The sequence below is a fragment of the Streptomyces sp. NPDC001401 genome, assembly GCF_042895385.1.
Classification (GTDB): Bacteria; Actinomycetota; Actinomycetes; order Streptomycetales; family Streptomycetaceae; genus Streptomyces.
In genome coordinates this window covers 147,389-165,526 of the sequence record NZ_JBIAWI010000024.1, presented here as the reverse complement: position 1 = coordinate 165,526, position 18,138 = coordinate 147,389, and the positions used below count along the sequence as shown (strand labels likewise).

General features: G+C 71.4%; 23 protein-coding genes. 13 read left to right on the top strand and 10 right to left on the bottom strand.

Translation table 11 applies throughout. From position 1 onward, the window contains the following. The first annotated feature begins 21 nt into the window (after nt 1-21). The 4 genes from ACFY10_RS48660 to ACFY10_RS48645 are packed head-to-tail and all read left to right on the top strand — an operon-like array spanning nt 22 to nt 3,052. On the top strand, nt 22-1,755 hold the full coding sequence (locus tag ACFY10_RS48660) for a SulP family inorganic anion transporter (RefSeq protein ID WP_390671848.1): 1,734 nt from the start codon (nt 22-24) through the stop codon (nt 1,753-1,755). Then, nucleotides 1,752-2,159, top strand: a complete 408-nt coding sequence (locus ACFY10_RS48655) for a pyridoxamine 5'-phosphate oxidase family protein (RefSeq protein WP_390671839.1) — start codon at nt 1,752-1,754, stop codon at nt 2,157-2,159. Before ACFY10_RS48660 ends, ACFY10_RS48655 begins: the two co-directional genes overlap by 4 nt. Further along, complete coding sequence (locus ACFY10_RS48650; protein WP_390671838.1) at nt 2,159-2,590, top strand: ATP-binding protein; 432 nt, start codon at nt 2,159-2,161, stop codon at nt 2,588-2,590. Before ACFY10_RS48655 ends, ACFY10_RS48650 begins: the two co-directional genes overlap by 1 nt. 48 nt (nt 2,591-2,638) lie before the next feature. Continuing rightward, complete coding sequence (locus ACFY10_RS48645; RefSeq protein ID WP_390671837.1) at nt 2,639-3,052, top strand: anti-sigma factor antagonist; 414 nt, start codon at nt 2,639-2,641, stop codon at nt 3,050-3,052. Nucleotides 3,053-3,063: 11 nt separating this feature from the next. Here the strand turns inward: ACFY10_RS48645 and ACFY10_RS48640 are convergent, their stop codons facing one another. Further along, entirely contained in the window at nt 3,064-3,858 is a 795-nt protein-coding gene (locus tag ACFY10_RS48640; RefSeq protein WP_390671836.1) for a 2-phosphosulfolactate phosphatase, read from the bottom strand. Nucleotides 3,859-3,897: 39 nt separating this feature from the next. Next, nucleotides 3,898-4,083 (bottom strand): hypothetical protein, encoded by a 186-nt coding sequence (locus tag ACFY10_RS48635; protein WP_390671835.1) that lies wholly within the window; start codon nt 4,081-4,083, stop codon nt 3,898-3,900. A gap of 214 nt (nt 4,084-4,297) precedes the next feature. Between ACFY10_RS48635 and ACFY10_RS48630 the strand changes: the two genes are divergently transcribed. From ACFY10_RS48630 to ACFY10_RS48600, 7 genes are all read left to right on the top strand, one after another. Continuing rightward, the gene (locus ACFY10_RS48630; protein WP_390671834.1) at nt 4,298-4,648 is read left to right on the top strand and encodes an ArsR/SmtB family transcription factor; all 351 of its coding nucleotides are present in this window, start codon (nt 4,298-4,300) and stop codon (nt 4,646-4,648) included. Between the two features lie 151 nt (nt 4,649-4,799). Further along, entirely contained in the window at nt 4,800-5,282 is a 483-nt protein-coding gene (locus tag ACFY10_RS48625) for an NADH-quinone oxidoreductase subunit B family protein (RefSeq protein WP_390671833.1), read from the top strand. After that, nucleotides 5,279-7,315, top strand: coding sequence for a proton-conducting transporter membrane subunit (locus ACFY10_RS48620; RefSeq protein WP_390671832.1), 2,037 nt, complete (start codon nt 5,279-5,281; stop codon nt 7,313-7,315). Before ACFY10_RS48625 ends, ACFY10_RS48620 begins: the two co-directional genes overlap by 4 nt. Next, nucleotides 7,312-8,268, top strand: a complete 957-nt coding sequence (locus ACFY10_RS48615; RefSeq protein ID WP_390671831.1) for a respiratory chain complex I subunit 1 family protein — start codon at nt 7,312-7,314, stop codon at nt 8,266-8,268. The genes ACFY10_RS48620 and ACFY10_RS48615 overlap by 4 nt, the downstream gene beginning before the upstream one ends. Further along, nucleotides 8,265-8,975 (top strand): hypothetical protein, encoded by a 711-nt coding sequence (locus ACFY10_RS48610; RefSeq protein ID WP_390671830.1) that lies wholly within the window; start codon nt 8,265-8,267, stop codon nt 8,973-8,975. The genes ACFY10_RS48615 and ACFY10_RS48610 overlap by 4 nt, the downstream gene beginning before the upstream one ends. A gap of 215 nt (nt 8,976-9,190) precedes the next feature. Next, nucleotides 9,191-10,663 carry a proton-conducting transporter membrane subunit gene (locus ACFY10_RS48605; RefSeq protein ID WP_390671829.1) on the top strand — a complete coding sequence of 491 codons (1,473 nt, stop codon included), beginning with the start codon at nt 9,191-9,193 and terminating at the stop codon, nt 10,661-10,663. A 3-nt stretch (nt 10,664-10,666) separates the two neighbouring features. Beyond that, nucleotides 10,667-12,145, top strand: a complete 1,479-nt coding sequence (locus ACFY10_RS48600; protein WP_390671828.1) for an NADH-quinone oxidoreductase subunit C — start codon at nt 10,667-10,669, stop codon at nt 12,143-12,145. A gap of 5 nt (nt 12,146-12,150) precedes the next feature. Here ACFY10_RS48600 and ACFY10_RS48595 read toward each other — a convergent pair whose 3' ends face one another. The 7 genes from ACFY10_RS48595 to ACFY10_RS48565 form a co-directional block, all read right to left on the bottom strand. After that, nucleotides 12,151-12,696, bottom strand: coding sequence for a GNAT family N-acetyltransferase (locus tag ACFY10_RS48595; RefSeq protein WP_390671847.1), 546 nt, complete (start codon nt 12,694-12,696; stop codon nt 12,151-12,153). 150 nt (nt 12,697-12,846) lie between these two features. Continuing rightward, a complete protein-coding gene (locus tag ACFY10_RS48590; protein WP_390671827.1) occupies nt 12,847-13,062 on the bottom strand; it encodes a pyridoxamine 5'-phosphate oxidase family protein in 216 nt (71 codons plus the stop codon). A 202-nt stretch (nt 13,063-13,264) separates the two neighbouring features. Next, nucleotides 13,265-13,765 (bottom strand): DUF834 domain-containing protein, encoded by a 501-nt coding sequence (locus tag ACFY10_RS48585; RefSeq protein WP_390671826.1) that lies wholly within the window; start codon nt 13,763-13,765, stop codon nt 13,265-13,267. 250 nt (nt 13,766-14,015) lie between these two features. Beyond that, nucleotides 14,016-14,195: a DUF6126 family protein gene (locus ACFY10_RS48580; RefSeq protein WP_390671825.1), complete on the bottom strand. Its 180-nt coding sequence runs from the start codon at nt 14,193-14,195 to the stop codon at nt 14,016-14,018. Between the two features lie 33 nt (nt 14,196-14,228). Then, a complete protein-coding gene (locus ACFY10_RS48575) occupies nt 14,229-14,624 on the bottom strand; it encodes an ATP-binding protein (RefSeq protein WP_390671824.1) in 396 nt (131 codons plus the stop codon). Nucleotides 14,625-14,695: 71 nt separating this feature from the next. Then, nucleotides 14,696-15,034, bottom strand: coding sequence for an ArsR/SmtB family transcription factor (locus ACFY10_RS48570; protein ID WP_390671823.1), 339 nt, complete (start codon nt 15,032-15,034; stop codon nt 14,696-14,698). A gap of 5 nt (nt 15,035-15,039) precedes the next feature. After that, complete coding sequence (locus tag ACFY10_RS48565) at nt 15,040-15,246, bottom strand: hypothetical protein (protein WP_390671822.1); 207 nt, start codon at nt 15,244-15,246, stop codon at nt 15,040-15,042. A gap of 447 nt (nt 15,247-15,693) precedes the next feature. Between ACFY10_RS48565 and ACFY10_RS48560 the strand changes: the two genes are divergently transcribed. Next, nucleotides 15,694-16,488 carry a DUF4142 domain-containing protein gene (locus tag ACFY10_RS48560; RefSeq protein ID WP_390671821.1) on the top strand — a complete coding sequence of 265 codons (795 nt, stop codon included), beginning with the start codon at nt 15,694-15,696 and terminating at the stop codon, nt 16,486-16,488. Between the two features lie 685 nt (nt 16,489-17,173). Then, nucleotides 17,174-17,449: an alpha/beta fold hydrolase gene (locus ACFY10_RS48555; protein ID WP_390671820.1), complete on the top strand. Its 276-nt coding sequence runs from the start codon at nt 17,174-17,176 to the stop codon at nt 17,447-17,449. 26 nt (nt 17,450-17,475) lie between these two features. On the opposite strand, the gene ACFY10_RS48550 is transcribed toward ACFY10_RS48555, so the two are convergent. Then, on the bottom strand, nt 17,476-18,105 hold the full coding sequence (locus ACFY10_RS48550; protein WP_390671819.1) for a hypothetical protein: 630 nt from the start codon (nt 18,103-18,105) through the stop codon (nt 17,476-17,478). Nucleotides 18,106-18,138: the final 33 nt, after the last annotated feature.

Sequence of the window (18,138 nt, the reverse complement as noted above, 5' to 3'; positions counted from 1 at the left end):
GGAAGCCGAGGTCGCCGCGCGATGACCACGGCATTCAGCCGGGCGTGGGCCCGGATCGCCGCGCTGCTGCCCGGCCGGGACGATCTGGCGGAGATGCGCCGTGACCCGCGCCGGGACCTCCTCGCGGGTCTGACCGTCGCGATCGTCGCCCTGCCGCTCGCGCTCGGTTTCGGTGTCTCCTCCGGACTGGGCGCGGAGGCGGGTCTGGCGACCGCCGTTGTGGCGGGTGCGCTCGCCGCGGTCTTCGGTGGCTCGAATCTGCAGGTGTCCGGGCCGACCGGCGCGATGACCGTGGTACTGGTGCCCATCGTTGCGGAGCACGGGCCGTCCGGGGTGCTCACCGTCGGTTTGATGGCGGGCCTCATGCTCGTCGCGCTCGCCCTGCTCCGAGCCGGCAAGTACATGCAGTACGTGCCCGCGCCCGTCGTCGAGGGCTTCACCCTCGGCATCGCCTGCGTGATCGGCCTCCAGCAGATCCCCAACGCCCTCGGCGTGCCCAAGCCCGAGGGCGACCGGGTGCTGGTGATGACCTGGCGGGCCTTGGAGGAGTTCGCCAAGGCCCCGAACTGGACGGCCCTCGGTTTCGCGGTCGCGGTGGCCGCCGTCATGTTGCTCGGTGCCCGGTGGCGGCCGACCGTTCCGTTCTCCATCCTCGCGGTGATCGCGGCCACCGTGGTGGCGCAGCTCGCGGACCTGGACGCCGCCAAGCCCATCGGCGATCTGCCGTCCGGGCTCCCGGCCCCCTCGCTGTCCTTCCTCGACCCCGGGGCGTTCGGCTCCCTGCTGGCCCCGGCTGTCGCGGTGGCGGCCCTGGCCGCCCTGGAGTCTCTGCTGTCTGCCTCGGTCGCCGATGGCATGACGGTGGGCCAGAAGCACGACCCGGACCGCGAGCTGTTCGGGCAAGGACTGGCCAACATCGCGGCCCCGCTGTTCGGCGGGGTGCCCGCGACCGGTGCCATCGCGCGTACGGCGGTCAATGTCCGTACCGGGGCCGGATCCCGGCTGGCCGCGCTCACCCACGCCGCGATCCTCGCGGTGATCGTCTTCGCCGCCGCTCCACTCGTCTCCAGGATCCCGCTCGCCGCGCTGGCCGGTGTGCTACTGGCCACTGCAGTCCGCATGGTCGAGGTCGGCTCCCTGCGGGCCATGGCCAGGGCCACCCGTTCCGACGCCCTGATTCTGGTGCTGACCGCCGTGGCGACCCTCGCACTCGACCTCGTGTACGCCGTGATCATCGGTTTGGTGGTCGCGGGCGCGCTCGCCCTGCGCGCCGTCGCCAAGCAGGCCCGCCTGGACCAGGTGCCGCTCGACCGCGGTGATCACAGTGCCGAGGAGCACGCGCTGCTCGCGGAGCACATCGTCGCCTACCGCATCGACGGGCCGCTGTTCTTCGCCGCCGCCCACCGTTTCCTCCTCGAGCTGGCGGAGGTCGCCGATGTCCGTGTGGTGATCCTGCGCATGTCGCGGGTGACCACCATCGACGCCACCGGCGCCCTCGTCCTGAAGGACGTGGTGGAGAAGCTGAACCGGCGCGGCATCGTGGTGATGACGTCTGGCATACGCCCGGGCCAGCGCCAGGTCCTCGATTCCGTTGGCGCGCTGGATCTGCTGCGTCTGGAAGGGCGCGAGTACGCCACCACACCCGAGGCGATCCAGGGCGCCCGCACCTACCTGGAGTGCGCCGGCGTCATGCCTCCGCTGCCCGTCCAGACGTCCCGGCCCATCAGCGAGGAAACAGAGGAATCCGTCGGATGAGCACTCCGCCCGCAACGTTGCGCATGGTCGAGGTCTCCGGCGCCGAGGCCCTGTGGCTGCTGGAAGGCAGCGCACTGGGGCGGCTGGTGTACACGCAGCGCGACCTGACCGTCATCCGGCCCGGCCGGCACACGTGGGAGTACGGCCGCCTGGTGGTGCGCACGCCCGCGCCGGCCGCCGCGGTTCCCGCCACCGCGACATACCAGGTGGACGAGATCCGCGCGGCGACCGGCACCGGCTGGAGCGTCACCGTGGCCGGACCCGTCGACGTGATCACCGACCCTGACGAGGCCGCCCACTACCAGCGCACCCTCACAGGCTGGACCCATGGGCCGCACGACACCCTGCTGCGCCTGCACCCCAAGACGGTGAGCGGATTCCGCCTCGCCCGCGCGGAGGCGTGATGAGCACCCGACTCGAGGCGCTGCCCCACCGGCATGTGCTGACACTGCCCAGCGAGCCGTCCGCGGTCCGAACAGCCCGGGAAACCGCCGAGCTGGCCCTCGTCGAGTGGGGCATAAACCCGCGCCATCCCATCATCGGCCCGGCCCTGCTGATCCTCAGCGAGCTGGTCACCAACAGCGTCCGGCACGCCGCGGTGTTCTCCCCGCAGGTGACCGTCATCTACGCGGCGGGCGATGGCTGCCTGGCCTTCGGCGTGCACGACCGCCACCCCTACCAGCCGCCGCTGTACGCATCGGTCACCGATTCCGGCACCGGGGCGGGCGGCCTGGCCACCGTCATGGAGCTCACCCTCGGTCTGGGCGGCAGCGCGGTGGTCCGGGGCGACGCCGACGGCAAGGGCAAGAGCATCTGGATCACCCTCCCCCTTTGAGTCCCTCCGCCGACTGAGCAGGCTGACCGCGCAAGGAAGTTGAGCATCATGACCATCGAGTGGCGCTACACAGTCGAGCAGGACCTCGGAGTCCTGTCCGTCTCCGGATACCTGGGCCCGGATGCCGTCCGCCGCTTCGCTGGTGCGGTCGGCTGGGTGGTGGGACGCGGGAGCGGGCCGGTCATTGTCGACCTGACCGGACTGCGCAGCTGGTCGGCGGAGGGTCAGTTGGCGATCATCGAGGCCGCGCGGCGTCTCGCCGCAGCGGGCCGCGGCCTGGAACTGGCCGCGATCCCCGCCGACGGCTCCCTGGTCCCCGGTGGGGACTGCCCGCCCATTCCGGTGCACGCCGACCTGGCCGGCGCGCTTGCGGCACACAGCAGCCGGCGCGGCGAGACGCCGGAGGGCCGCCACGAGTGGCGGACGACAGGGTGGCCGAGCGGAGACGACGTGGGCGAGTGACCCCGCCGGGTTCATCCGGGGGTGAAGGCGCCGTCGTGGTCCCGGACGGGTACGAGGGCGCAGGTGTCCTCCTCCGTTGCGATGGCCACGTCCTCGACGAAGCCCGTCGCGGCCAGCTCCCGGCCGGAGGCGCACGCGGCGATCGCGCGGGTGAGGTCGGCGGTGCCGTCGTAGGCCGCTTTGGCGGCGGCTGCCTCAACCGACATGGGTCCCGCGCCCTGGGCGTACAGGTCCGAGATGAGGGCGCCTGCGCCGAGCAGGTCTTCCAGTGCGGGGCGCAGGCTGCCGTCCGGCCATCGCTCGCCGGCGGCGATCACGGCTACAGGGTGCTGGGGCGTGCCGTAGCCGTGGGCCGTGAGCCAGCCGCCGACCGCGGTGATGTTGCGCAGGCAGGCGGCGACCACCCGCACGCCGGGCGGAGCTGCGGCCGCGATGGCCGCGCCGTTCGGGGACGGTAGCACCAGGCGCGCGACGAACGGGGCTCGGCGCAGGTGGACCGGGGAGAGGGACCAGGGACTGTCGGGCGTGACGGCGTGGCGCGCGACGGCCAGCCGCGCACCCGACTGCCGTGCGTACACGGCGGCGGCCTCCTCTGCGGCGATCCGCTCGGCCGTGGTGGCGGGGCCGTCCGGCAGCCGGAACGGGAGGACCCGGATACCCGTCTGGACGGCGACGCTCACCGCCGTGGTGAAGGACAGCACATCGACGACAACCAGACAGGCGGCCTCAGAGGCGAGACGCGCCGCTCCGGCGGGCCCCCACTCGAATCGGATCCCGCTGCCGGACTGGACCGCCCAGTCACCCATGACCCACCCTCCTGTGCGGATCGGCGTGCCGTGCGGGGGTCAGCCCCGGTCGCCGTCCGACGTGGACTGGGTGGTCCGGCCGCCGAAGGACAGTTTCAGCATGCGGGTCTCGCCGCAGCGCGGGCAGTGTCCGTCCGGGCCGACGGCGGTGGGCCGGCACTTGAGGCGGCAGGCCGGGCACTTGAACCAGGCGACGGTCGCGCCACGCAGCGGAATGATTCTCACGCAAGCCTCCCTCACATCACGTATGAAGTTGCTAATCTTAGCAATTGTTGAGGTCGGCACCGCTGATTTTGTGCGGTTCGGTTCTCGTGCGCGGATTCGGCTGGCCGCTGCTGCGGGCGAGGATGGGCCGCATGTGTTTGACGAGTGGGTGGATGCGATGCGCCGAGGACCGGCCGGTACGGCCGTGCTGCTCCGCCGGGGAGGGGACGGCACGATGAGTACGCCGCTGTACCAACTGAAGGCCGAGTTCTTCAAGACGCTCGGCCACCCGGCCCGCATCCGGGTCCTTGAACTGCTCAGCGAGCGCGAGCACGCGGTCGCGGAGATGCTGCCCGAGGTCGGCATCGAGCCCGCGCACCTGTCCCAGCAACTGGCCGTGTTGCGCCGCGCGAATCTCGTCGTGACCCGCAAGGAGGGCTCCACGGTCTACTACTCGCTGACCAGCCCGCACGTGGCCGAACTCCTGCGGGTTGCGCGGACCATCCTGTCCGGCGTGCTCGCCGGGCAGGCCGAACTCCTCGCCGACCTGCAGGCCGCCCAGACGCATGCGAAACCGCCGTCGTAGCGACGGCCCACATTCGGCGGCCGCCTCTCGGGAGTTGACAGCGCTCCGTGGTGCGGGGGCGGCCGCCTTCACCCCCGTAGCGACGAAACTCCGGTCGCGGGTGGCCTGTTGGACACCCGCGGACAAGACCTCACCGTGTCAGGGAGGGTTCATGGGCCTGTTGCGCAAGATCCGCGACACCGGGCGGGTGGCCGAGCCCGCCCCGCCCAAGCCGGAGGGGGAACAGCTCTCCGCGGCCAAGGAGTTCGGCGGCTCGGTACAGGTGCGGTGCATCGACGCCGGGTCCTGCAACGGATGCGAGATCGAGATCGCCGCGGCCTTCAACCCGGTCTACGACGCCGAGCGCTACGGCGCCCGGCTGGTGGCCTCGCCCCGGCACGCGGACGTGGCCCTGGTGACCGGCCCGGTGACCCGGAACATGGCCGATCCGCTGCGCCGCACGGTCGCCGCGATGCCCGAGCCGCGCCTGGTGGTCGCGGTCGGCGACTGCGCGATCAACTGCGGGGAGTTCGCGGGCGGGTACGGCGTCGAGGGTGCGGTCTCCGATGCCGTACCGGTGGATCTGGCGGTGCCCGGCTGCCCTCCGCGGCCGGACGAGATCGTGGCGGCGCTGAGGAGAGTGACCGGGCGGTGAGCGTGATCCCGGCCGCCCTCGCGACGGCCACCGCGTTGGGCGTGGCGAGTGCGCCGGCGGGACTGGTCCTGCCGCAGCGGGTGCGCGGCGCGGTGGTGGGTGTGCTGACGGCGGGTGTGGGGGTGGCCGGTGGTACGGCGGGTGTGGCTGCACTGGGCGGAAGCCGCTGGTCGGCCGAGGTGCCCGGGCTACTTCCGCTGGCCGGGACACATCTGGCGGTGGACGCGCTGTCCGGACTGTTCATGGCGGTGGCCGGGGCCGTGGTGGCGGCGGTGGCGGTCTACGGCGTCGGCTACATCGCCGGGCACGGCGCGCACGGACTCGGCTCGCGGGGCGCGCAGGCACTGCTGCCGATGTTCTCGCTGAGCCTGGTTCTGGTACCGGCGGCGGCCTCAATCTCGACGTTCCTGTTGCTGTGGGAGCTGATGGCGCTCACCTCGCTGCTGCTGGTCCTTGCCGAACACCGGGCGCGACCGTCGGTGCGCGAGGCGGCCGTCTGGTATGCGGTCATGACCCACCTGGGGCTCGTCCTGCTTCTGACGGGCCTCATGGTGTACGCGGCGCACGCCGGGGGAGAGACCTTCGCCGCCCTGCGATCCGGAACCGCAGGGATCTCGCCCACCGTGCGCGGGCTCGTCTTCGTGCTGACGGCGGTGGCCTTCACCTCGAAGGCCGGCCTGGTCCCGCTGCACGCCTGGCTGCCCCGCGCACATCCCGAAGCGCCCAGCGCGGTGTCGGCGCTGATGAGCGCCGCCATGGTCAACCTCGGCGTCTACGGGCTGGTGAGGGTCGGCTTCGATCTGCTGGGCGGGGGACCGGCCTGGTGGTGGCTGCTGGTGATGGCCATGGGCGGGCTCTCGGCGGTGTACGGGATCCTGCAGGCCGCGATGGCCTCCGACCTCAAACGGCTGCTGGCGTACTCGACATCCGAGAACATGGGGCTGGTCGTGCTCGGCGTCGGTGCGGCCGGGCTGTTTGCGCATGCCGGTGACGAGGCACTGGCCGGGCTGGCGCTCGCGGCCGCACTGCTGCACGTCGTCAATCACTCCGCTTTCAAGGCCCTGCTGTTCACGGGCGCGGGCTCGGTGCTGCGCGCCACCGGGGAGCGCAACCTGGATCTGCTGGGCGGGCTGCGGGCCCGGATGCCGGCCACGGCGGGGCTGTTCGCGGTCGGCGCGCTGGGCGCGGTGGCGCTGCCGCCGGGCAACGGGTTCATCAGCGAGTGGCTGCTGCTGCAGTCGATGATCCACGGGCTGGCCGTGCCCGGGGTGACCACGGCGATCGTGCTGCCGCTGGCGGTCGCCGTGATCGCCCTGTCCGCGGGGCTGGCGGCGGCGGTGTTCGTCAAGGCGCTGGGCGTGGGCTTCTTCGCCCAACCACGCGCCGCAGGAGCCGCCGCGGCGAAGGAGTCGCGCCCCCTCATGCTGGCCGGGATGGGACTGCTCGCGGCCGGGTGCGCCGGGCTGGCCCTGGTGCCGGGGCTGCTCGGCGACGGCCTGGACCGCGCGGTGGCAGCGGTCGGGTTCACCGGGACGCAGCCGGTCACCGGCGGCGGGCTGCGGGTCCGCCTGAACGAGGTATCCGCCCAGCTGTCCCCGCTGTGGGTGGTGGCGGCGTTGACCGTGGCGCTGGGCGTGGTCATGGCGACGACGAGGTGGGCGGCGCGGCGCCGACAGCGCCGTACACAGGCGAGGTTGTGGGACTGCGGGGGAGGAGCGCCCACCCCGCGCATGGCCTACACGGCCACCTCGTTCGCCGAGCCGCTGCAGCGGGTCTTCGACGATGTGCTCGCTCCGGAGCAGGACGTGGACGTGACTCCGGTGCGCGAGTCCGTGTATCTGGTGGAGCGGGTGAAGTTCCGCAACCGGGTGCCCGACCGGATCGAGCACCGCCTGTACCGGCCGGTCCTCGGCTTCCTCGCCGCCGCCGGGCAGTCGGCGCGACGGCTGGCGGGCGGCAGTGTCCACGCCTATCTCGGCTATGGCTTCTTCGGGCTGGTCACCTTGCTTCTCGTGTTGGTGGTGGGCTGGTGAACACGGTCGGATACACGGCGATCGTCCTCCAGTCGGGCGTGGTGGTGGCGGGCGCGCCCCTGCTGACCGGTCTGATGAGGCAGACCCGGGCCCGGCTGGAGGGCCGGGCCGGCGCCGGGGTGCTGCAGCCGTGGCGGGATGTGCGCAAGCTGCTGCGTAAGGAGCCGATCACGCCGGTCGGCACGGGCCCCGCCTTCCGCTGGGCACCACTGCTCCTGGTTGCCACCTCGCTGGTGCTGGCCGTGCTCGTGCCGCTGGTGTCCACGGTCACGCCGGTACGGGGGCGGGCGGACCTCATCCTGGTGGTGGCGCTGTTGGCGCTCGGCACCCTGGCGCTGGCGCTTGCAGGGCTGGACACCGGTACCGCGTTCGGCGGCATGGGCGCCTCCCGGGAGATGACCATCGCCGCCCTGGTCGAACCGACCATCCTGATGTCGGTGTTCGCGCTGTCGATACCGGCCGGGTCCACCAATTTGCCCGTCATCGTCGCCGGGGCAGCGGACCAGCCTGCCCGGCTGACCTCCCCGGCGGGACTGCTGGCGATCGCCGCGCTTTCGGTCGCGGTACTGGCCGAGAGTGGCCGGCTGCCGGTGGACAACCCCTCCACCCACCTGGAGCTGACCATGGTCCACGAGGCCATGGTCCTCGAATACGCCGGCCCCGACCTGGCCCTGGTCGAATTCGGCGCGCAGCTGCGGCTGACCGTCCTGCTGGGGCTGCTGGCCTCGCTGTTCGCCCCCTGGGGCATCGCCACCAGCGCCTCACTCACCGCCGTCCTGCTCGCCCTGCTCCTGGTCGTACTCAAAGTGGCGGTACTCGGCATGGCGCTGGCGGCGGCCGAGGTCTTCTGGGCCAAGCTGCGGCTCTTCCGCGTGCCCGAACTCCTCGCCGGATCCTTCCTGTTGGCGCTCCTCGCGGTGACCGCCTCCTACTTCCTGGGCGGTGAGCGATGAGCAACAGCCTGTTCACCCAGCTGCTCGATCTCGCCTGCGGGGCGTTCCTGCTGGCCGCCGTGGTGGTGCTGTGGCGCCGCGAACTCGCCGCGATCGTACGGCTCTTCGCCCTGCAGGGGCTCGCGCTCGCGGCGATCGCCCTGCTGCTCGGGCTGCACGAGGACCGCTGGGACCTGATCGTGGTGGCCGCCGGGGTCGGCGCCCTGCGGGCGGGCCTGCTGCCGTACCTGATCCGCCGCGCCCTGGACGCGCTCGTCGCCGATCGGACCCGGGACCAGGACGGGGCGCGGGCGTACGCGCACAGCGAGGAGGTGCGTGAGACGGAGCCGCTGGTGAACGTGGCCGCGTCACTGCTGACCGCCGCCGCCCTCACGCTGCTCGCCTACGCGGTCGCCCGCCCCCTGGTCGAACTGGATCCGACACCCGCCACCCGTGCACTGCCGGTCGGCCTGGCCGTCGTGCTGATCGGCTTCTTCGTGCTGGTGACCAGGCGCCGGGCACTGGCCCAGGTGGTGGGGTTCCTGCTGCTGGACAACGGCATCACCGCGACCGCCTTCCTGGCCGCCTCCGGGGTGCCGCTGATCGTCGAACTCGGCGTCTCCTTCGACGTGCTGCTCGCTGTGCTGGTGCTGCAGTTGCTCACCGTGCGGGTGCGGGAGGCGTTCGGCACCACCGACATCGATGACCTGCGGGAGCTGCACGACTGATGCTGCGTCTTTTTCAAGAGCCCGCACTGACCGCGCTCGTGCTCGTCGCTCCCGCCGCCGCACCACTGGCTGTGGCCGCGGGGTACACCCTCACCGGCCTCGTCACACGCGGAGCTTCTGATGCGGTGTCGCCGGCCGGTCCGGACGAGGTCCGTCGCCCCCAGCCGGTGGAGAAAGCTGCTGCCGGTGCTTCTCATGGAACCGCGCGAGGGGCCATGAGCGTGACAGACGGCAGGGAGGACGCAGGGGACGCCTCCGCGCCCGGTGAGCCGGCTGTCGCTTCCCGTGCGCGCGGGCGTCGTCCGGCCGACTGGGCCGGGCTGCTCTCTCCGGCGGTGATCCTGACCTGCGGTGCGCTCCTGGCCTCCGACGTCATCGACAACGGATCCGTCGCCGCATACTCCGGCCTGCTGCGCGCCGACGCCTTGACCGCCTGGATGCTGCTGGTGGTCGGCGCCGTCGCGCTGATCGCCTGTGCCTCCGCCCCTGCCTACCTGGCGGGCGAGCGGGCCGCCGGGCGGGCGACGGACCGGACCGCATGGCGCTACCACGCCCTCGTCCAGGCGTTCCTGGGCGCGATGTGCCTGGCCGTGGTGACCGCGAACCTCGGCGTCCTGTGGGTGGCGATCGAGGCCACCACCATCGTCACCGCATTCCTCGTCGGCCACCGCCGCACCCGTACGTCGGTGGAGGCGGCCTGGAAGTACGTGGTGATCTGTTCCGCCGGGATCGCGCTGGCCTTCCTCGGCACCGTGCTGATCTACTACGCCGCCCGGCAGGCCGGCATCGCCGAGGCCTGGGCGCTTGACTGGCCCACCCTCATCGCCCACGCAAACCGGCTCGACCCGGCGGTCACCCGGCTCGGCATCACCCTCATCGTCCTCGGCTACGGTGCCAAGGCGGGCCTGATCCCGCTGCACGCCTGGCTGCCCGACGCCCACAGCCAGGCCCCCGCCCCGGTCTCCGCACTGCTGTCCGGCGTGCTGCTGTCCGTCGCCTTCGCCGCGCTCCTGCGCTACCGCGTCATCGCCGACGCCGCCCTCGGCGTCGAATTCACCCGCGTCCTGCTGGCCGGCGTCGCGCTGCTCACCCTCACCCTCGCGGCCGGACTGCTGCTCGCCCAGCGCGACTACAAGCGCATGCTGGCCTACTCCAGCATGGAGCACATGAGCCTGATCGCGCTGGCGGCGGCCGTGGGTAGCCCGCTCGCCCTGTCCGCCGCCCTGCTGCACATCGCCGGCCACGGACTCGCCAAGGCCACCGCGTTCTGCGCCTCCGGGCAGATCCTGCACCTGCGCGGCACGTCCAAGATCGGCCGGGTGCGCGGACTACTGGCCCAATCGCCATGGCTGGGTGCGCTGTTCGGGCTCGCGCTCGTGGCGCTACTGGGCTTCCCGCCGTTCAGCCTCTTCGCCTCCGAACTGGGCATCGCCCGCGCCGGATTCGCCGCTGGAGCAGGGCTGGGCTGGGCGATGGCCGCCGCCCTGCTGTTGGTCCTGATCGCCTTCGCCGCGCTGGTCACCCGCACCGCGCGGATGCTGCTCGGCCCCGGGGAACCGACCGGCGAAAGCCCCGCCGCTCTGTGGCCCCTCGCCCTCGGCCTGGCTGCCTGCGCCACCCTCGGCATCGCCGCCGGCCCGCTGGGCGACCTGCTCTCCCAGGCCGCCGCCGTCCTGGAAAGGGCCTGACCGATGCGCACCGTGCACGACGTCCACACCGCCGAACTGCCCAAGCGGGCCGAGGCGCTGCTGCGCGAGGGGCACCGCCTGGCCCTGGTCGCCGCCCACCACGACGCCGACGCCGTACGGATCGTCTACCTCTTCGTCTCCGGGCCGCCCGACACCCGCATCGAACTCCACGTTCGCCTCGACCCGGCCCGGCCCGAGGTGCCCAGCCTGGCCCATCTCTCCTTCCCCGCCGGCCGGTTCGAACGCGAGATGCACGACCTGCACGGCATCGTGCCCCTCGACCACCCGCTGCCCCGGCGTCTCGTACGCCACTTCCACTGGCCCAAGGGCTGGTATCCGATGCACCCCGAAGCCGGTGACCCGCCCGCCTTCGGCGAACAGGAAGGCCCGTACCCCTTCCTGGAAGTCACAGGCGACGGCGTCTACGAGATCCCCGTCGGCCCGGTCCACGCCGGCCTGATCGAACCCGGCCACTTCCGCTTCTCCGTCGTCGGCGAGACCATCCTCAAACTCAAGGCCCGCCTCTGGTTCGTCCACAAAGGCATCGAGAAACTCTTCCAAGGCCGCTCGATTGCCGCCGGACTCCCGCTCGCCGAGCGCATCAGCGGCGACACCGCCGTCGGCCACGCCCTCGCCTACTGCTTGGCCGTCGAGGAAGCCACCGGCACGGCCGTCCCCGAACAGGCCCAGTGCGCCCGCGCCCTGCTGCTCGAACTCGAACGCCTCCACAATCATGTCGCCGACCTCGGCATGCTCTGCAACGACGTCGGATACGGCATCCTCAACGCCCACGCCCAGCGCGTCCGCGAGCAACTCCTGCGCCTCAACGACACGGTGACCGGACACCGGCTCCTGCGCGGCGGCGTCGTCCCCGGCGGCAGCGCCCTGCGCACCCTCCCCGGCCGCACCCAGCTGGAGGCCATCGGCGAGGACATCCGCGAGATCGTCCGGCTGGCGCTTCGCCACTCCACCGTCCACGACCGCTTCACCGGCACCGCGATCCTGCGCACCGAGGCCGCCCGCGACATCGGCTGCCTCGGCTATGTCGCCCGCGCCAGCGGCCTCGCCCAGGACGCGCGCATCGGCCACCCCCACACCCCACACGGGCACCCCGCGAACGTCCCCATGCACACCAGCGGCGACGTCCTTGCCCGCTTCCTGGTCCGCGCCGAGGAGATCGACGCCTCCCTGGCGCTGATCCGTCAGCTGCGCGACTGCGTCGCCACCGGCGCGGTTCTCGGGCCCCCACCCGCTGCAGGGGCAGGCCCGGGCAGCGGCGTCGGCCTCGTCGAGGGCTGGCGCGGCACCATCGCCACCCGCGTCGAACTCACCGCCGACGGCACCCTCACCCGGGTCAAGCCCGTCGACCCGTCCTTCTTCAACTGGCCCGCGCTCCCGGTCGCCCTGAACGACACGATCGTCCCGGACTTCCCGCTGACCAACAAGAGCTTCAATCTCTCCTACGCCGGCAACGACCTGTAGATGCGTCAGATGTCTCCTTGCACGAGGGAGTGCAGGTGCTCGTCGTGCCACCCGTCCTCGTGCAGCAGAGCGCTGCGCTGGGTGCCCTCGAAGGAGAAGCCGGCCTTCTGAGCCACGCGGCAGGACGCCGGGTTGGCGGTCGAGTGGCAGAGCCGGAGGCGGTGCAGGCCGAGCTCCTCAAGGGCCCACCGGCTGAGGCGCTTCGACGCATCGACGACGACACCGCCGCCTCGTGCGGCGGGCAGGACCCAGTAGACGATCTCGGCGTTGCCGTCGTCGAGGTTGATGTCGCCCCAGCCGATCAGGCCCACGGCCTCGCCTCCGTCCGCCCGGGCGATGGCCCAGATCGCGGCCTGTTCGGCCCGCCAGCGTTCGTGCATGCGCTCGATCCTTCGGCGCGCGTGGTCAGGCGATTCCACCATCAGGCGGTTCCACTTCCGGATGGCAGGGTCCTGGCCGGCGGTCACGAGGACGTCGGCGTCCCGAGTGTGCCACGGTCGCAACTCCAGGCCCCTCGGCAGACCGAGCACGGGCTGAGGGGTCCTGGCCATCCGGCCGGCGGGAACGACCGGGGGTATGGGTGAGATCGAAGCCATCCCGAGATCCTGCCAGTGCCCTGGGGACATACGAAAACCCTTGTCCGGTGCGTCAGACGCGAGCCGGCTCTCGACCCGCCGACTGCACGCCCACGAGCCGTTTCGTCAGGAGCCCGCGTCCCCGCCCACCAGCCGGTACCCGGTCACGATGTCGGCCCTGATCCGCACCACGTGCTGCATCTCCGTGTCCACCCAGGGCGTGAGCTGTGTCAGGTAGCGGGCGAGCTCGGCGAGGTCAGAGACCGGGCCGGCGGCACTGGTGACGACCACGCTCCAGCCGGTGCGGGTGGCCGGGTCGAGGTCGTCGGCCTCGTAGGCCACCACCTCAGACCGTGCCGCACGGCCCAGCAGCGCGTGCGGACGACGATGTCTCCGCTCGCCTCCACGAGATGGTTGACCGGACGGATCGCGGGCAGCGCCTGGTGGGAGAACACCACCCGGCGCTGTGGCGCCTCGGCCGGCAGTTTCAGCGCCTCGTCCCGGCCCGGCTCGACCATCCGAACCCGCGGCGGCGTACCAGCTGTCATGACGGCACCTCTGCGACTCCCGGCACCCGCTCGGCACCGTCCGGCCACAGCACCTCGACGTCGATGCCGTGGCTGCGCGCATAGGCCACCAGGTGCGCGGTGGTGTCCTGGCCGTTGGACGCGGTGCCGTCCCAGATCGCCACCACCCGGGCGCAGGCCCGCAGCAGCCGCTCGTCGGCGCGGACGCAGGCGTCCCGGTCCGCCGGGTCGTACTCCAGCAGCCGTACCTGCTGCGACAGCAGCAGCAATTCGCCGGCCGCCAGCCGGTCCCGCTCCCGCAGCAGGGCGGGGACTCGGTTCAGCGTGGGCACCACCGTCACCAGCGCCAGCCCGGCCTGCTGCGCGGCCCGCCCGAAGGCCACCGGAAGCCCCTGCCCGACGCGGACCAGGCCCGTCCGGCCGGCCTTGGCGCACCGGGCCAGCCGTGCGCGCAGCTCCTCCTCGAGGAGGGCCAGGGTCCAGGGCGCGAGATCCGCGTGCCCCACAACAGCGATCAACCTCGGCAGTCCTTTCGCCCATCCATGCCACCCATGGCAACTAGGTAATTGAAGAAGTCTTCAAGCTGCGTCCAGGGCAACCCGCCGAGGTGGAGACATGGGCGGTGGTGCGCGGGAGCAGAACGGCCGCCCACAGGCTCCGTCGATCCACAGCTTCACTGATGCCTTGGTGGTCGTACAGGGGCCGTTCGGCCCCCCATGCGCGGCGGGCCGAGCTCACTCGTGGGCAGCTGACCCGTCAGCTGCCCGGTCACTTGTGGGCGTGTTCGCCCAGGTAGAAGAGCAGCCACACGAACCCGGCGAACAGATGGGTGCCGAAGATGTAGAAGCCCGCCCGGATCGCGACACCACGCTCGATCCGCCACTCACGGTCCTTGACCTTCCGTTCGCGCTTCTCGCCCGCAGGCTCGTTGACTGCCTGGTCTGTCACCGCGTTGTCTCCCTGTCTCATGAAGCATGGTTCCTACGACGGCATCCGGAATCGCACGAGGACGACCTTGCCGTCATGATCGATGGCCGGTTCCGCGCTGACGTCGCCGTCGTACTCGCCGGCCAGCTCGGCCACCAGCTGCAGCCCCGCCCCCATCGCGCCCGGCTCGAGATCCGGCAGGCGTGGCTCGGCGTCGGCGACGCTGACGACCAGCAGCCCCGCGCCGACCGTTATCCCCACGTCCGCGACCGGGGAGCGTGGCGCGTGCCGCAGCACGTTCACCACCAGCTCGCTGACCACCAGCAACACCGCGTCGGCGAACGCGGAACCCGGCGCCACGCCGACCTCACCGAAGCGTCCGGCCACCGCCACACGGGCCCGCGCCACCGCCTCCGGCCCGAGCGGCACCGAGACGATGTGGCGCCGCACCGGCGACGGTACGTGTTCTATCGCCGCTGCGGGCCGGCGTCTGCGCCAGGGCCGGAACGGGGGCCCGCCCATCACCGCGCCGGCTGCGTACCACGCAGCTCCTCCAGCAACTCCTGACGGCCGGCCAGCAGCACGGACAGGATCCGGCGCGCCGCGGCCAGCAACTCGGCCACATCCCCGCCCGCCAGCTCGTACACCACCGTGGAGCCGGTACGGGTGGCGGTCACGATCCCGGAACGTCGCAGCACCGCCAGCTGCTGCGACAGGTTCGACGGCTCGACCTCGATGGCGGCCAGCAGGTCACGCACCGGCTTCGGCCCGTCCTGCAGCAGCTCCAGCACCCTTATCCGCACCGGGTGCCCGAGCATGCGGAAGAACTCCGCCTTCGCCTCGTACAGCGGAACCGGCATCCCGATCACTCCTCGTCCGCCCCCGCCACCTCGACGTCGAGCCCGTGCCGGCGGGCAAACCGCACGGCGTCGTCCAGCTCGTCCTGCGCCGCCGCCACGGCATACGGGTCGTCGGCCGCCACAGCGGCCGCCAGCCCGGCCCGGGCCGCCCGTACCCGCGCCAGCAGCGCCTCGACGACCTCGCCCACCCCGGCCTCCACACCTTGGATCATCTATCGACCACCGCAACTAACCAATTGAAGAACTCTTCAAGAGTACGCTCCGCTCCCGCCGGAGTCGGCTCGGTATGTGTGGCGGCGCGTATCAGCGACGTGCTGCCCGGGCCGTTGCGCCATCCGCCGATGCGGCGTTGATCGCGGAGGGCGCGATGCGCCGCGCGCCGGCCGGCCACAGCACCTCGACCAGCACCTTGCGGTTGTGGGGCATACGTCACCAGAAGAGCCACGTCCAGCCGGTGGTCGGCCCGGGACTTGCCCATTCAGGCCGGTGCAGTGGCGTCGACTTCTCGTCCAGGCGCTGCCTGTGGGGCCGCGCGACCTTCAGACGGGATGCCGAACATCGATCGGCTTTACGAACCCATTGCGAGCCCAAAAGGTGACGCGGGACGCCGCATCCGTACTCCTGCATACGTGCGGGTTCCGAACCGGACAGGAGACACGGTGCTCGTTTCACGGAAAACGGCGGGAACTCTCTTCGTAGGTGGTGCGCTCGCCACCACCCTCGGTTCGCTCCTCTACCCCGCCATGCTCGGAGTCCAGAAGGTCAGCAACGCGCCCGAGCGGGTCATCGCCACCCCGGCGACGGGACCGCTGACAGAAGCCGACCGGGACTTCGTGGTCAAGGTGCGCGGGGCCGGTCTATGGGAATACCCCGTCGGTCAGATGGCGTTGAGGAAGGGCAGTAGGAAGGCGGTCAAGGCTGGCGCGCGGCACCTGATGGACGGGCTTGCCTTACTGGACGCCGCCTGCCGCAAGGCCGCCGGCCAATTGGACGTCGCGCTGCCCAACCAGCCGTCGCCACAACAGCAGAGCTTCGTGGCGAAGCTGAATGCGGACAGCGACAAGCAGTTCGACACCGACATGGCCACCATCCTGCGCGCGACAGACGGCCAGCTCCTCCCCACGATCGCGAGCGTCCGCACCACCACGAAGAACTCGCTGGTCCGCGCCCTTGCAGACCAGGCCAACCACACCGTCCTGGACCACATCACGGTCATCGAGAAGAGCGGTCTGGTCGACTTCGCAGACCAGGCCAACCACACCGTCCTGGACCACATCACGGTCATCGAGAAGAGCGGTCTGGTCGACTTCGACCAGGTCCTCTTCCAGGAGACCACTCCGCCCAAGCTCCCAACCCAGGACATGACCCCGCCACCCCCGGTCGCGGGCCAGCCGCAGGTCGTCCTCACCCCGCCGGCGAGCCGCACGGTCTCGCCGGGTCCGTCGGCGGGGTGAGGACGCGGGCCGAGCTGCCGGTGCCAGCCAGGCCGTCGTGTCCGGCCCCAGCCTCCTGCCGTCCTCCACTCCGGCGGCGTGCTGCTGACCAGAACCTCTCCGGACGGCAACTCCACCGCTGTACGGGAGAGTTCACAGCGTCTCGTCCACGCCGACGCCGCGGGCGTCAGAAGGCCTCACCGAACGCGCCCTGCCCTCAATGGGCTCGGTCGGGGACTGCGAGGACGCTGATGGAGCCCTTCCAGGCCCGGTCCAGGTGGAGTGCCTCGAGATCTTCCACAACCGGCAACGCAGACACTCAGGTGATCGAACAGGTCGTCGGGTGTGATCCAGCCGCTGTCCTTGATGCGGCCGTTGCGCAGGTCTTCGACGATCTCTCCCGTGAACCGGGATGTGCCCAGCGTTGATCCGGACGGCGCCATCGCCGAGGCGGGCTGCAGCGCGTCGGAGGCGGTGATGAAGTACACGCCGGTCGGCCGCAAGTGGGTGTTGGGCGGCGGTGCCTGCCGGGCGTCGGGTGTGCCCTTGGCGGTCCAACCCTGTGGCGACGGAGCCGCTGGAGCAGCAGTCCAGCAGGACGATCTTGGAGGCGGCGCGGCAGGATTGCAGACTGCCTCCGATCGTCTCTGCAACCCGTCCTAGCAGGTCACAGCCGTTTCGACCTTCGTAAGTCCAGGGCAGAGGGGTGCGACAGAGTTACCGCACGAACGCTGCCGCGTACCCGGCCTGGCAGCGGTGGCTGCGTCGGAACCAGCCCCGCACGCTGGTGCTCTGGGGACGCCACGACGCGTCGTTCCAGGCACAGGAGGCCGACTCCTTCCAGGCCGATCTGCCCGATGCGGAGGTCCATCTGCTCGACGGCGGCCACCTTGTCCTGGACACCTGCGCAGATGAGGCTGCCGGGCTGATCCGGGGCTTTCTGGTGTCGACGGCGAAAGACGACCGAGCTCGGACCGCATGACTCGCGGTCGGCCGCCTGCAGACATGTCAGGCCGGAGATTCTTCCGGCTCCTGCGTTTGCTCAGGCACGACCGTCGCCTTCTCGGCCAGTCGATCCGCGGTGCCCCGGAAGGCCGCCCACGCCAGCAACAGGATCTCGATGCCCGCCGCGATGCCTGCCGCCACGAACTTCCCGGAGCCAGTCGGCCGACCGCCCGTCGACAGCGGGACCTTCCCCTTGGGGTCCACGGTGACGATGATCGTCTGGCCGACCTTCACCTTCTCCCCGTAGACCCTGCCGGGTACCGGCCGCCCCGACGGGTCCTTCAGTTCTGCGACGAACAGCGGGGGATCCGCCCCCTGGTCGACCCAGTAGGTGTCGGTCACGGTCGCCCGTACCTCCTGGCCGCGGGCGTGCATCGCCCGCTGGTCCAGGCCCGAATAGGTCAGGTGCATCACGACCAGTGCGCTGATCGGCAGCACGAGCAGCGCCAGGATGGCCCACCCCTCGGGCTCCTCCATGCTGGGCACCATCACGCCCAGGAGATAGAACGCCAGAAAATAGAGCACTGGATACACCACGAGCGCCACCCAGATGCTCTGCGTCATGTGCAGCAGGATGCCGGCGCCGACCTCGATGCCCAGGCATACCGCCGCGGAGCCCACCAGCAGCAACATGGCCAGACCCGCCTGACGGCCCGGTCTCCGTAT

Excerpts from the sequence above, each read along its gene's own strand:
- ACFY10_RS48660 (WP_390671848.1), top strand. The coding sequence starts at position 22 with ATGACCACGGCATTCAGCCGGGCGTGGGCCCGGATCGCCGCGCTGCTG.
- ACFY10_RS48655 (WP_390671839.1), top strand. The coding sequence starts at position 1,752 with ATGAGCACTCCGCCCGCAACGTTGCGCATGGTCGAGGTCTCCGGCGCC.
- ACFY10_RS48650 (WP_390671838.1), top strand. The coding sequence starts at position 2,159 with ATGAGCACCCGACTCGAGGCGCTGCCCCACCGGCATGTGCTGACACTG.
- ACFY10_RS48645 (WP_390671837.1), top strand. The coding sequence starts at position 2,639 with ATGACCATCGAGTGGCGCTACACAGTCGAGCAGGACCTCGGAGTCCTG.
- ACFY10_RS48640 (WP_390671836.1), bottom strand. The coding sequence starts at position 3,858 with ATGGGTGACTGGGCGGTCCAGTCCGGCAGCGGGATCCGATTCGAGTGG.
- ACFY10_RS48630 (WP_390671834.1), top strand. The coding sequence starts at position 4,298 with ATGAGTACGCCGCTGTACCAACTGAAGGCCGAGTTCTTCAAGACGCTC.
- ACFY10_RS48625 (WP_390671833.1), top strand. The coding sequence starts at position 4,800 with ATGGGCCTGTTGCGCAAGATCCGCGACACCGGGCGGGTGGCCGAGCCC.
- ACFY10_RS48610 (WP_390671830.1), top strand. The coding sequence starts at position 8,265 with ATGAGCAACAGCCTGTTCACCCAGCTGCTCGATCTCGCCTGCGGGGCG.
- ACFY10_RS48605 (WP_390671829.1), top strand. The coding sequence starts at position 9,191 with ATGAGCGTGACAGACGGCAGGGAGGACGCAGGGGACGCCTCCGCGCCC.
- ACFY10_RS48600 (WP_390671828.1), top strand. The coding sequence starts at position 10,667 with ATGCGCACCGTGCACGACGTCCACACCGCCGAACTGCCCAAGCGGGCC.
- ACFY10_RS48595 (WP_390671847.1), bottom strand. The coding sequence starts at position 12,696 with ATGGCCAGGACCCCTCAGCCCGTGCTCGGTCTGCCGAGGGGCCTGGAG.
- ACFY10_RS48570 (WP_390671823.1), bottom strand. The coding sequence starts at position 15,034 with ATGCCGGTTCCGCTGTACGAGGCGAAGGCGGAGTTCTTCCGCATGCTC.
- ACFY10_RS48565 (WP_390671822.1), bottom strand. The coding sequence starts at position 15,246 with ATGATCCAAGGTGTGGAGGCCGGGGTGGGCGAGGTCGTCGAGGCGCTG.
- ACFY10_RS48550 (WP_390671819.1), bottom strand. The coding sequence starts at position 18,105 with ATGTTGCTGCTGGTGGGCTCCGCGGCGGTATGCCTGGGCATCGAGGTC.